This window comes from Roseobacter sp. (assembly GCF_045106495.1).
Taxonomy (GTDB): Bacteria; Pseudomonadota; Alphaproteobacteria; order Rhodobacterales; family Rhodobacteraceae; genus Roseobacter.
In genome coordinates this window covers 129,349-141,572 of record NZ_JBGCEQ010000017.1, presented here as the reverse complement: position 1 = coordinate 141,572, position 12,224 = coordinate 129,349, and the positions used below count along the sequence as shown (strand labels likewise).

11 protein-coding genes and 1 pseudogene are annotated in these 12,224 nt (G+C 56.4%); 9 read left to right on the top strand and 3 right to left on the bottom strand.

Features of this window, described 5'->3' with window-relative positions; all coding sequences use genetic code 11:
- From AB8B75_RS12685 to AB8B75_RS12675, 3 genes and pseudogenes are all read left to right on the top strand, one after another.
- Nucleotides 1-620: pseudogene (locus tag AB8B75_RS12685) on the top strand (ATP-binding cassette domain-containing protein); the annotation flags it as partial.
- A gap of 62 nt (nucleotides 621-682) precedes the next feature.
- Nucleotides 683-1,312, top strand: a complete 630-nt coding sequence (locus tag AB8B75_RS12680) for a MarC family protein (RefSeq protein ID WP_405362717.1) — start codon at nucleotides 683-685, stop codon at nucleotides 1,310-1,312.
- 50 nt (nucleotides 1,313-1,362) lie between these two features.
- Nucleotides 1,363-1,944 (top strand): TIGR02281 family clan AA aspartic protease, encoded by a 582-nt coding sequence (locus AB8B75_RS12675; RefSeq protein ID WP_405362716.1) that lies wholly within the window; start codon nucleotides 1,363-1,365, stop codon nucleotides 1,942-1,944.
- Between the two features lie 33 nt (nucleotides 1,945-1,977).
- On the opposite strand, the gene AB8B75_RS12670 is transcribed toward AB8B75_RS12675, so the two are convergent.
- A complete protein-coding gene (locus AB8B75_RS12670; RefSeq protein ID WP_405362714.1) occupies nucleotides 1,978-2,436 on the bottom strand; it encodes a DNA polymerase III subunit chi in 459 nt (152 codons plus the stop codon).
- 3 nt (nucleotides 2,437-2,439) lie between these two features.
- Nucleotides 2,440-3,912, bottom strand: coding sequence for a leucyl aminopeptidase (locus AB8B75_RS12665; RefSeq protein WP_405362712.1), 1,473 nt, complete (start codon nucleotides 3,910-3,912; stop codon nucleotides 2,440-2,442).
- Between the two features lie 139 nt (nucleotides 3,913-4,051).
- Between AB8B75_RS12665 and lptF the strand changes: the two genes are divergently transcribed.
- From lptF to rsmA, 6 genes are read left to right on the top strand one after another with little or no spacing between them, the layout of a single operon-like run.
- Nucleotides 4,052-5,188, top strand: coding sequence for an LPS export ABC transporter permease LptF (gene lptF / locus AB8B75_RS12660; protein ID WP_405362711.1), 1,137 nt, complete (start codon nucleotides 4,052-4,054; stop codon nucleotides 5,186-5,188).
- Nucleotides 5,185-6,282, top strand: coding sequence for an LPS export ABC transporter permease LptG (gene lptG, locus AB8B75_RS12655; RefSeq protein ID WP_405362709.1), 1,098 nt, complete (start codon nucleotides 5,185-5,187; stop codon nucleotides 6,280-6,282). Before lptF ends, lptG begins: the two co-directional genes overlap by 4 nt.
- The gene (locus tag AB8B75_RS12650; protein WP_405362707.1) at nucleotides 6,275-8,407 is read left to right on the top strand and encodes an LPS-assembly protein LptD; all 2,133 of its coding nucleotides are present in this window, start codon (nucleotides 6,275-6,277) and stop codon (nucleotides 8,405-8,407) included. Before lptG ends, AB8B75_RS12650 begins: the two co-directional genes overlap by 8 nt.
- Nucleotides 8,408-8,413: 6 nt before the next feature.
- The gene (locus AB8B75_RS12645) at nucleotides 8,414-9,634 is read left to right on the top strand and encodes a peptidylprolyl isomerase (protein ID WP_405362706.1); all 1,221 of its coding nucleotides are present in this window, start codon (nucleotides 8,414-8,416) and stop codon (nucleotides 9,632-9,634) included.
- Entirely contained in the window at nucleotides 9,631-10,605 is a 975-nt protein-coding gene (pdxA, locus tag AB8B75_RS12640; RefSeq protein WP_405362705.1) for a 4-hydroxythreonine-4-phosphate dehydrogenase PdxA, read from the top strand. The genes AB8B75_RS12645 and pdxA overlap by 4 nt, the downstream gene beginning before the upstream one ends.
- Before the next feature lie 3 nt (nucleotides 10,606-10,608).
- The gene (rsmA, locus tag AB8B75_RS12635) at nucleotides 10,609-11,448 is read left to right on the top strand and encodes a 16S rRNA (adenine(1518)-N(6)/adenine(1519)-N(6))-dimethyltransferase RsmA (protein ID WP_405362703.1); all 840 of its coding nucleotides are present in this window, start codon (nucleotides 10,609-10,611) and stop codon (nucleotides 11,446-11,448) included.
- Between the two features lie 39 nt (nucleotides 11,449-11,487).
- Here rsmA and AB8B75_RS12630 read toward each other — a convergent pair whose 3' ends face one another.
- Entirely contained in the window at nucleotides 11,488-12,042 is a 555-nt protein-coding gene (locus AB8B75_RS12630; RefSeq protein ID WP_405362701.1) for a DUF4167 domain-containing protein, read from the bottom strand.
- Nucleotides 12,043-12,224: the final 182 nt, after the last annotated feature.

Below are 12,224 nucleotides of genomic sequence, written 5' to 3'. Positions count from 1 at the left end.
TTTGGCCTTGGACCTGAGCAGGCAGAAACCGAAGTGGGCAGGCTCTCGGGTGGGCAAAGGCGCGCCTGTCTCTCTTGTTGGCCACGCTGGATGCACCGCACCTGCTGATCTTCGACGAGCCGACGAACCACTTCGATCTCGAGAGCCGCGAGGGGCTGGTTGAGGCTCTGTCTGCCTATTCGGGCGCCGTGATCCTGGTCAGCCACGATATGCACCTACTTTCGATGGTGGCAGATCGCCTTTGGCTCGTGTCCGAGGGCACCGTTAAACCCTATGAAGACGACCTTGAAGCCTATCGTAAAATGCTGCTGACCCCGGCCAAACCCATGGGTAAATCCAGCAAGAAGCCGCAAGAAGCCCCAAAACCCAAACGCGCCAGCCGTGAAGACATCCTTGCGCTCAAGTCGGAAGCTCGCAAATCCGAAGCCCGCGTCGAAAAGCTGAACGACATGCGCAACAAGCTGGCCAAAAAGCTTGCAGATCCGCTGTTGTACGAAGATGCCAATGTTGGCGAGTTGGAAGTGTGGAACCGAAAATACGCGGAAGTCATGACCGCGCTGGACCGCGCCGAAGGGCTTTGGATGTCTGCGCTGGAAAAGCTAGAAAAAGCGCAAGTCTAGTGATCAATCTGCACAAAGATACAGGGCCTTGTGCCGCAAATCGGGATTCGTGGGGGATCTGAATGACGATAGACACCGCGTTTTTGATCACGGCCTTTGTCACCATGTTCGTGGTGATCGACCCCATTGGTCTGGCCCCTCTTTTCGTGGCCCTCACACAAGGCATGACTCAGGCCGCGCGCCGACGCATTGCCTTGCGCGCCACCCTGATCGGGTTCCTGATCCTCATGGCCTTTGCCGCTTTTGGCGAAGCGCTGTTGGCCTTTATCGGCATCTCAATGGCCGCCTTTCGCGTCGCAGGTGGCATTTTGCTGTTCATCACTGCCCTCGACATGTTGTTTGAGCGCCGCACCAAGCGCCGCGAAGATCAAAGCGAAGAAGAGCACAACGACCCATCGGTCTTTCCACTGGCCATTCCCCTGATCGCTGGCCCCGGCGCGATTGCATCGGTGATCCTGTTGATGGGCCAACGCCCTGGCATCGAAGGTACCGTCATCGTGCTCGGGGCCACGGCAAGTGTTCTGGCCATTGTGCTGGCATTTTTCCTGGCCAGCAGCCTGATTGAACGCGCATTGGGCAAGACCGGTATTATTGTGGTCACCCGTCTTTTGGGCATGCTTCTTGCCGCCCTTTCCGTTCAATTCGTGCTGGATGGCCTGAGCGCGTTTGGCTTTGGACCCGGCACAGGCTGAAAATCTGACAAGACCTCCTATATTAAAGTGACGCATGGTGGGAGTTTTCGGTGGACAGCAACGACACGGGCAGTCTGATTTATCTGATCATTCTTGGATTGATGGTCTGCAGCTGGTTTTTTACGCAGAACCGTCAGTCAATGAACAAATCGCTTCAACAGGTGGCCCTCTGGGGGTTTATCTTTCTCGGCGCCATCGCTGCTTACGGGCTCTGGGATGACATCAGCCAGACTGTAAGCCCGCAACAATCTGTCTTTGCCGAACAAGGAAAGATCGTCGTACCCCGCAGTCCGGATGGGCATTACTATATTGCCGCTGAAGTTAACGGCGCGCCCCTGCAATTTGTCCTCGATACTGGCGCAACGGAGATCGTGCTGACACGCAATGATGCCGCGGCTGTGGGATTGTCGCCCGACAGCCTCAATTTCACCAGGCGCGCGATGACGGCAAACGGCGAAGTTCGCACGGCGCCAGTGCGGTTGGACACTGTACAGCTGGGCCCGGCGACCGACCGTGATGTTACCGCTGTTGTCAACGATGGCGAGATGTCACGCAGCCTGCTGGGCATGACATACCTGCAACGCTGGGGCAAAATTGAGATCTCAGGCGGCGAGTTGACATTGACCCGCTGACCATGCGCCGAGGACGGAGTGGTCCGCCTTCGTTTAGGTTTCCGCCTTTTTCTCCCAGTGACCTGCTTCTTCAGACCAATACTGCGCGGTGCTGCCAGCGTCCTTGAGTGTCTTCCACTGCGCACGCGCGGTTTCCAAAGCCTGCGCATCGTTTCCATCAAACAAAACACAGACGCGGTCCATCGCCGCCACATCTTCTGCTGTGACCGGTGCCCCGTCGATGGTCATCAAACATGTGGCGCCATTGGGGTTGTCGCGCGCGACGGTCAGCAAGACAGGCTGCATCGCATCCTGCGCGCCGCCGGCCAAACCGTGCGGCAAAAACCCGTCTTCCGCTCCTTGCCACAGCTTTTCATCCAACCATCCAAGGCGTCCAAGGTCGGCACCGCGTACGATAACGCGCATGCCAGCCTGCGTGGCCTTGCCCAACAACATCGCCAGCGTGTCTTCCATCGGGCGGCGCGTCAAATGATAGAACAGGGCTGTGCCCAAGGATTAACCCTTCTCGAACATGTCTGCGACAAGGCGGTCCAACGCCCGAACGCCCCACCCCGTGGCCCCCTTGGGTGCCAGCTTGGTCGAAGTTTTCAAAGAGGCCACACCGGCGATGTCCAAATGGATCCAGGGCATGTCTTTCTTGACGAAGCGCAACAAATACTGCGCCGCCGTGATCGACCCGGCAGGGCGACCCCCGATGTTCTTCATATCAGCAATGGGCGACTTCAGCATGTCATCATAGGCTTGGCCCAAAGGCATGCGCCACGCGCCTTCTTCCTCTGATGAGGCTGCTTTTAGAAAGGCGTTGCACAGACCATCATCGTTGGAAAACACACCGGCGTTTTCGTGGCCCAACCCGATGATGATCGCACCGGTCAGAGTCGCGAGATCAATCATGCCCGCCGGTTCAAACCGTTCTTGCGCGTACCACATCACATCGCAGAGCACCAAGCGGCCTTCCGCATCGGTGTTGAGGATCTCAACCGTATCACCCTTCATGGTGTGGACTACGTCACCGGGGCGGATCGCTGTGCCCGAAGGCATATTCTCTACCAGCCCGACAATTCCGACCACATTGGCCTTCGCCTTGCGCAGCGCCAGAGCTCGCATAACCCCTGCGACCGTGCCTGCGCCGCCCATGTCCATTGTCATGTCTTCCATGCCGCCGGCTGGTTTCAAGCTGATGCCGCCTGTATCGAACACAACACCTTTGCCGATCAGGGCAAGTGGAGCGTCTCCATCTGCGCCGCCGTTCCATTGCATCACAACGACTTTGGATGGGCTGGCCGATCCCTGACCCACTGCCAGCAGCGTGCGCATGCCCAGTTCTTCCAGTTGGTTCTCTTCCAGAACTTCGACTTTCAAACCCAGCGCATTCATCTCCGCGAGACGGTCGGCAAATTCGGTGGTGGTCAGAATATTGGCCGGTTCATTTACCAGATCCCGGGTCATGAATGTTCCATCCGCAACCGCCAACAAAGGTGCTGCTGCAGTCTCAACGCTTTCTGGATCATTGCACATGACCTCGATGGCGCCTTCGGCCGCGTCATCCGATGTCTTGTGGTCGCGGAACTGATAATCGCGCAAAACAGCACCCTGAACGACGTAAGCACTGCGGCGCAGTGATCCTACCGCCAGGAGCAAATCCGCCTTACCGCGTTGTGCGCCCAAGACGGCACCCGCGTTCCGGGCAGCGCCCTCCGCGGCGTTCCGGGCCAGGAACAGAACATCAACGGCTTCCGACGCCATGCCCGCGGGGTAGGTCAGCGTCAGATTTTCCCCTTCCTTAACGCCCTTTTCGACGCGTGCGTCCACGGCCCGCTTGAGGGCTCCTTTGCTAAGTCTGTTCACCCTGCGTGCAGCCACGTCCAGCTGACCCTCCGGCGCGACAATAATACCGATGCGTCCTTCGTGCCCCGCGAGCCGTTCAATGTCGGTTTCAGAGAATGTAACTTCGGTAAGCGTGGTCATGGCAGCGGCCTTTCAGGAATTGCGGTTTCGTAAGGACCTAGCGCGCTCCTACGCCAATGACCAGATAGCAGTTTTACAGTGGCCCAGATTGGTCTATCCTGCCTTTAACAGGCAAGAGCAGGCACAAAAGGGGAGCAGCGTGAGGAGACTCGACAGATATGTGCTGTCGCAATTACTGGTCTTATTTGGATTTTTCTCGCTCGTTCTCGTGGCTGTTTTCTGGATCAATCGCGCGGTTGTCCTTTTCGACCGCCTGATCAGCGATGGACAATCCGCGCTTGTGTTCCTTGAGTTCACCGCTTTGGGTTTGCCGAAACTCATTACGACCGTTTTGCCCATTTCTGCTTTTGCAGCAACGGTTTACGTCACCAATCGCCTCAACAACGAGAGCGAACTGACGGTCATGCAGGCCACGGGTTCCAGCCCGTTTCGACTTGCCCGACCAGTTGTTGTTTTTGGCTTTTTGGTGTTCTTGATGGCCTCTGCATTGCAGCACCTGCTCTTGCCTTTGGCGCTGAAACAACTGGGGGAAAGAGAAGCAGAAATCTCGCAGAACGCAACGTCGCGCCTGCTCACGGAAGGCGCTTTTCTGCATCCATCAACCTCCGTCACATTTTATGCGGGGGAAATCACGGAAGAAGGTATCTTGAAAGATGTGTTTCTTTCTGACGGACGCAAACCCGAAGAAGGTGTGATATATACCGCTGACGAAGCTTATTTGATCCGCAATCAGGATATGACGACGCTGATCATGCTGGACGGTCTGGCGCAACGCCTGAGCAATGAAACCAATAGGCTGTCCACAGCAAATTTCAGAGATTTCTCATTTGATATCAGCTCACTGGTGCGAAATGATGCAGCGCACCGGCTGCTTGCCCGCAATATGATCACGTTTGATTTAATGGCGCCCTGGGACGACCTGACAAAACTAACAAACCAATCGGCGGGGCAACTTGCAGAGGAATTCCATTCCCGGTTTGCCGAACCACTTTTCTGCATTGTTGCGGCGTTGATCGGCTTTACAACCCTGCTAATCGGCGGGTATTCGCGTTTTGGCGTCTGGCGCGAAGTGGTGATTGCTTTTGCACTTTTGCTCTTGATCAATGGCGCCAGATCTACCTTTCAAAACCCGGTACGAAACAATTCCGAATTGTGGCCTCTGCTCTACGCGCCCGTTGTTTTCGGCGCATTGTTGTCATTGGCCATGCTATGGTATCTGGCGCGCCCAAAACGGCGCAAGTTTGCCGTCGCTTCGCCACAGGAGGTTTCAGCGTGATCCTCCATGCGTACTTCGCAAGACGTTTTGCGCTCAATTTTCTGGTACTGACCGTCGTTCTTTTTTCGCTGGTCGCTCTGGTCGATCTTGTCGACCAAACGCGTTCGTTTAGTGAACTTGATATCAGTTTCGGCAAGATAGTCGGACTGACACTCTTGAATGCTCCGCAAACTGTCAATGAAATCCTCCCGCTCATTATGATCCTGGCTACGATCGCGCTTTTCATTGGCTTGGCTCGATCTTCGGAACTTGTCGCAACCCGCGCTGCCGGGCGCTCAGGCCTAAGCGCCCTGTTCGCACCGGTTTTGGTCGCGCTTGTGATCGGAGGATTGGCAGTGACAATGTTGAACCCGATCGTGGCTGGCACCTCTAAACGCTACAGTGAGTTGGCTGAAAGCTACCGGACCGGGGGCAAATCGACCTTATCGATTTCCAGGGAAGGTCTTTGGTTGCGACAAGGCGATGCCACGGGCCAGTCCGTGATCCGCGCGTGGCGGTCAAATTCTGACGCGTCGATACTCTATGATGTCACGATCGTCACCTATGCTCCAGGTCAAGGCCCGGTACGGCGGATCAAGGCGCGCAGTGCGGCGCTGCAGGAAGGCGGTTGGCTCCTGCGGCGCGCGAAACTCTGGAAATTGAAAGAAGGTTTCAATTCCGAAGCAAACGCGGAAACTCATTCGAAACTTTTCATTCCGTCGAGCCTGACCCTCGACCGCATCCGTGAGAGTTTTGCCCGGCCCAATGCAATTTCCATTTGGAAACTGCCGCAATTTATTGAACAGCTTGACGAGGCAGGGTTTTCGTCTCGCCAACACCGGGTTTGGCTCCAATCGGAACTGGCGCGCCCGCTTTTTCTGATGTCGATGGTTTTGATTGCGAGCGCTTTCACCATGCGTCATACCCGATTTGGCGGGACGGGCATTGCGGTACTGGCCGCAGTTCTTTTGGGGTTTGGTTTGTATTTCATTCGCAGTTTCGCGCAGATTTTGGGAGAGAACGGGCAAATTCCCATCTACCTCGCGGCTTGGGCGCCGCCCTTGGCGGCCGTGTTGCTAGCACTTGGCCTATTGCTCCACGCGGAGGATGGCTAAGACTGTGGTGCACTTGGTTGTTTTATGCCTGTTTTTATTTTTTCCAGTCGCGTCATGGGCACAGGAAGACGAGCCGGTCCCGGCCGTCTTGATCGCGGACGAACTATTTATCGAAAATGATCGGGAATTGATCGCACGGGGAAATGTCGAGGCTTTTCAAGGCACCACACACATTGAAGCCAAGGAAATACGCTACGACCGTGAAACCGGAGCCTTGACCATAACAGGGCCAATCATCCTACAGGACGGTGAAGGTACGACCATTCTGGCGTCGGCTGCAGATCTCGATACCACATTGCAAACGGGTCTTCTGACCAGTGCCAGAATGGTTCTGGATCAACAGCTGCAGTTGGCAGCAGTGCAGATCCAAAGGGTAAACGGGCGTTACAGTCAACTCTACAAAACGACGGTAAGCTCTTGTAAAGTTTGCGAAGATGGCAAAGCGCCCTTGTGGCAAATCCGCGCCAAACGGGTTGTACATGACAAAGAGGAACGCCAATTATACTTCGACGGCGCGCAATTCCGTATACTTGATATTCCGGTCCTTTACTTACCGCAATTGCGCCTGCCTGATCCGACACTGGAACGCGCTACCGGTTTCCTGATACCCTCTCTTCGAACGACCAGTGAATTGGGAACAGGCATAAAAATACCTTATTTTATCGCCCTGCGAGAGGATCGTGATCTAACACTCACGCCTTATTTGTCCGCAAACACACGCACACTGGAGTTTCGATACCGTCAGGCCTTTGTAAAAGGTCGCATCGAATTTAACGGCGCTATCAGCCGCGATGAAATCCGGCCGGGCGAAATCAGGGGGTACCTTTTTGGTGCTGGCAGCTTTGCACTGAAAAATAATTTTCGGCTCGATTTCGATGTCGAGCTCACGACCGACAATGCCTATCTCAATAATTACAGCTTTTCCAGAAAAGACAGGCTCGACAGCGCTGTTACCATCAGCCGTGCCCGAAGGGACGAGTTCATTTCCGGCACCCTGATCGGTTTCAAGTCGCTCCGCGACGCCGACGTCAACGCGGAGCTGCCCACAATTGTCGCGGACGGCATCTATGAAACGCGGTTTTTTCCATCCACTCTCGGAGGCGAATTGCGACTGGATGTGAATGCACATAGCCATTACCGCTATTCGGATGAGGATATCGTCGGACGGGATGTAGGCCGCTTTAGTACCGATGTCGATTGGCTGCGCAGCTGGACGCTTGCATATGGCTTGCGCACAGAATTGACCCTTGGTGCCTCTGCTGATCTTTTCAATGTTACACAAGACAGCTCCGTGCCACAGAACCAAACACAGCTAAGTCCGCATGGGACCGTTGCCTTCCGCTACCCCATGTCGCGCAGCTCATCTGCCGGTGTGTCCGAGTTGCTTGAACCAATCGTGCAACTGGCCTGGACAGGCGGCGATCGGCTCAACGTTCCTAACGAAGAAAGCACCCGTGTCGAATTCGATGGCGGCAATCTGATTTCACTGTCGCGATTTCCTGAACCGGATCGGCGCGAACGCGGACGGGCCACGGCCATTGGCGTAAACTGGGCACGTTTCGACCCCAACGGGTTAGAGACATCGCTCACATTGGGCCAGGTTCTACGAGACGAGGCAGACGACGCATTCACGATTACTTCAGGTTTGACAGGAACCAAATCGAACTACCTCATTGCCGGTCAAATCAAAACACGCGAGCACTGGTCAATCACCGCGCGCACGCTTTTTGATGAAGGCTTCGACTTCACCAAAGCTGAAATCCGTGGGAGCTACAGACATAACCGTGGTAGCCTTGCCGGCAGTTACGTCTGGCTTACCGAGGATCCTGTGGAAGAACGTGAGGAAAAAATTGCCGAAGTTGCGTTGGCAGGGGTTTATAATTTGAGCCGTTCATGGACCACATCTGCAAGATGGCGATACGACCTGTCTCTCAACAGAGCTGCCAGAGCGGGGCTTGGGGTGAGGTACAGCAACGAATGCGTGTCGGTCAATTTTTCGGTCAGCCGCAACTACGCCACATCTCGAAGCCTTGCGCCTTCGACGACTTTGGGCTTATCCATCGGCCTACGAGGGTTTTCAGCTCGCAAGGGCACAGAAACCTACACCAGAACATGCGGGAAATAAGAAAAAATGAGCGCATCTACCAGATTGAAAAACATCTTTGCCGTGGTTCTTGGGTTGTCAGTTTCCGCACCTTTGCAAGCCCAAAACCTTTTTGACCCGGTTATTTTGGTCAATGACGACGTTGTGACCGAATATGAAGTCGAACAGCGCACCACATTTCTCAGGTTGTTGAATGCGCCCGGCTCCAACCGCGAGGACGTGATCGAAACCTTGGTCAACGAGCGCTTGCAGGCGCAGGCTGTTGACACATTCGGATTGGAATTGACGCCTGAAGGCATTGATGCCGGGATGGTCGAGTTTGCCGGTCGGGCCAATATGGACAAGGAACAATTCATTACCGCTCTGTCCGAGAATGGCGTGGATGAAGCCAGCTTTAAATCATTCATTGAGGTCGGTATCGCGTGGCGCGACCTGATTGCCGCACGGTTTGGGGGTCGGGTTCAGATCACGGAGGCAGAAATTGACCGCGCGCTTGGTACGTCGGTTGGGACCACCGGGATCAGGGTGCTGGTTTCCGAAATCATCATCCCGGCGCCACCGGAAGCCAGGGAAGACGTCGAACAATTGGCAATCGAAATCGCTCAGACGGACTCCCTGGACGTATTTTCTGATTATGCCCGCGAGTTTTCTGCCACCGCATCCCGCGATGAGGGCGGCCGGCTGCCGTGGCAGGATTTGAACAATCTGCCCCCGGTTTTGCGCCCGCTGCTCTTGTCGCTCGCACCGGGCGAAGTGACTGATCCTCTGAATATTCCCGACGCAGTTGCGTTGTTCCAATTGCGTGACATACAGGAATCTGGTGCGGTCGCGGAGGCCTTTGCTGCCATCGAGTATGCGACCTATTTTATCCCCGGTGGGCGCACCTCTGCCGGATTGGCTGCGGCGGAAAAGCTGCGTGCGCGTGTGGACCAATGCGATGATCTTTATGGCATTGCTCAGGGTGAGCCGGAAGAAAAGCTCGACCGCCAGACGCTGCCACCTGCCGACATTCCACAGGACATCGGGATCGAACTTAGCAAACTGGATCCGGGCGAAGTTTCAACCGCGCTTACGCGCAACAATGGGCAAACACTGTTGTTTTTGATGATGTGCGGGCGCACGGCTGCCGTGAACGAGGATGTTGCCCGAGAAGATGCCGCCGCTGCCTTGCGCGCGAACCGCATCAACGCCTATGCCGACGGCCTGCTGGATCAGCTGCGTGCAGACGCGCGTATCGTGATCCCGTGACACGCGCCGACGCGCCCGTCATCATCAGTTGCGGCGAGCCCGCTGGGATTGGCCCTGAAATAGCAGCGCAAGCCTGGGCACTGCTCAGAAAAGATATCCCGATGGTTTGGATGGGTGATGCGCGACACTTGCCCGAAGGCACGCCCCATAGGGTGATTGAAAACCCGGCAGCGGCAGCACAGGTTGCCGCAGAAGTCTTACCGGTCTTGCACCACCCGTTTCCACGCTCTGTCACGCCCGGAACGCCGGAACCCGCCAATGCGCAGGGCGTCATCGATGTGATTGCCGCTTGCGTGGCTCTGGTGCAATCGGGAGCAGCAAGCGCTCTTTGTACAGCCCCTATTCACAAACAAATCCTGATCGAAGGGGCCGGTTTTGCCCACCCGGGCCATACGGAATATCTGGCGGATCTGGCTGGCGGTGGGCGCGCGGTGATGATGTTGGCCTCCGAGCAATTGCGCGTCGTCCCGGCAACCATCCACATTGCGCTGCAAGAGGTGCCAACCGCGCTGACCCCTGTGGTACTGCGCGACACCATCGAGATCACGCTGAGAGAGTTGCGAGACCGTTTTGCCATTGCAAAACCAAGGATTGCCGTTGCGGGTCTTAATCCGCATGCAGGCGAAGGCGGTTCAATGGGCCGACAGGAACTGGACTGGATCTCCGGCTTGCTCGACGACATGCGCCGCGAAGGACATGACCTGCTTGGTCCCTTGCCTGCCGATACGATGTTTCATGCGGCTGCTAGGTCGGGCTATGACGCAGCCGTAGCCATGTACCATGATCAGGCACTGATCCCGATCAAGACGCTGGATTTTGACAAGGGCGTGAATGTCACGCTGGGGCTGCCTTTTGTACGCACCTCTCCCGACCATGGCACTGCGTTTGACATTGCGGGCAAAGGCGTCGCCAATCCGACCAGCATGTGCGAAGCGCTGAAACTCGCAGCCAAGTTGGCGTGGCGGACTTGAACCATGGTCATTGACAGCCTTCCGCCCCTGCGCGACGTGATCCGCACCCATGATTTGCAAGCCCGTAAATCAATGGGGCAAAACTTTCTGCTCGATCTGAATCTGACCGCCAAGATTGCCCGGCTGGCCGGAAACTTGAGCAGTTGCGATGTACTCGAGATCGGACCGGGTCCGGGCGGGCTGACCCGCGGGTTGCTGTCTGAGGGCGCGCGTCATGTCCTGGCGATTGAAAAAGACGCCCGTTGTCTGCCAGCCCTATCCGACGTTGCACAGGCCTACCCCGGCAGGCTCACGGTATTGCATGGCGATGCGCTTGAGATCGATCCGTTGACCCATCTGACGCCGCCCATTCGGGTCGCGGCCAACCTACCCTACAACGTGGGCACAGAGCTTTTGGTGCGCTGGTTAACACCCAAGGTCTGGCCACCCTTCTGGCAAAGCCTGACCTTGATGTTTCAACGCGAAGTGGCGGAGCGCATCGTGGCGTCGCCGGGTAGTAAAACCTACGGACGCCTTGCGATATTGGCGCAGTGGCGCTCAGATGCGCGCATTGTTCTGCAGTTGCCGCCTGAGGCTTTCACACCACCGCCGAAAGTATCCAGCAGCGTGGTTCATCTTAGCGCATTGTCTGAGCCGCGGTATCCTGCCGATCCCGCCGTGTTGAGCCGGGTCGTCGCTGCCGCGTTCAACCAGCGGCGAAAAATGCTGCGCGCAGCGCTCAAAAACGTTGCTCCGGACATTGAAGACAGGCTTGTTTCCGCCGGGCTGAAGCCAACTGACCGCGCTGAACAAATTCACTTGGAAGGGTTTTGTGCGCTCGCTCGCGCCGTCGCCGCGCCATAAAAAAACCCCGAGGCCGGCCCGGGGTTTCAAAATTGCAGATTATTCAGCGGCCTTCGGCGCATCGTTCCCTTCGGGTGGTGCATCTTCCTTGGCGGCCGGTTTGGCCCGGGGTTTGCGGCGTGGCGCTCGTTTAGGTTTGGGCTGGCTCTCCGGTGTCTCGACCAGATTGCTCTCTGCTTCCTCAACCGGCGCGACAGACGCAACAGGTTCCACTGGAACCACGGGTTGCTCTGCCACGTGGCTGACTTCGCGCTCCTGACGTTCAGCGCGTTCGCGATCACGCTCTGCCTGACGTTCACGGTTCTGGCGATCCTGCTCTTCCCGGCGCGCATCAATCTCACGCTGCGCCTCGGACAACATCCGTGTATAATGTTCCGCATGTTGCTGAAAATTTTCGGCGGCCACTCGGTCATTGCTCAATTGAGCGTCGCGCGCCAACTGATTGTACTTTTCAATGATCTGTTGCGGCGTCCCACGCACTTTGCCTTCCGGGCCCGAACTGTCGAACACACGGTTGACGACATTGCCGCCTTGATTGCCTTGGGAACGGTTGCGGTTGCTCTTGGAGCGGGACCGGGATCTCGATGATTTCATTAAGTTCGCTCAGCCTTCGTGCTGTAAATCGTATTGCCGGGTGCGCTGTGCACATGTGATAGCCGGGGTGTCGAAATGTTGGGCATAACGCCGCGCGGGACCGCTCCTTTGAGCCTCCACCGCTGCAACAACTTTGAATAAGCACGGCCCGCGCGTTGCTGCAAGAGGTAATGCAGGATTTT

What these genes read in the sequence shown, in the direction of transcription:
- AB8B75_RS12680 (WP_405362717.1), top strand. Translation starts at nt 683, where the DNA reads ATGACGATAGACACCGCGTTTTTGATCACGGCCTTTGTCACCATGTTC.
- AB8B75_RS12665 (WP_405362712.1), bottom strand. Translation starts at nt 3,912, where the DNA reads ATGACCACGCTTACCGAAGTTACATTCTCTGAAACCGACATTGAACGG.
- AB8B75_RS12650 (WP_405362707.1), top strand. Translation starts at nt 6,275, where the DNA reads ATGGCTAAGACTGTGGTGCACTTGGTTGTTTTATGCCTGTTTTTATTT.
- AB8B75_RS12645 (WP_405362706.1), top strand. Translation starts at nt 8,414, where the DNA reads ATGAGCGCATCTACCAGATTGAAAAACATCTTTGCCGTGGTTCTTGGG.
- rsmA (WP_405362703.1), top strand. Translation starts at nt 10,609, where the DNA reads ATGGTCATTGACAGCCTTCCGCCCCTGCGCGACGTGATCCGCACCCAT.
- AB8B75_RS12630 (WP_405362701.1), bottom strand. Translation starts at nt 12,042, where the DNA reads ATGAAATCATCGAGATCCCGGTCCCGCTCCAAGAGCAACCGCAACCGT.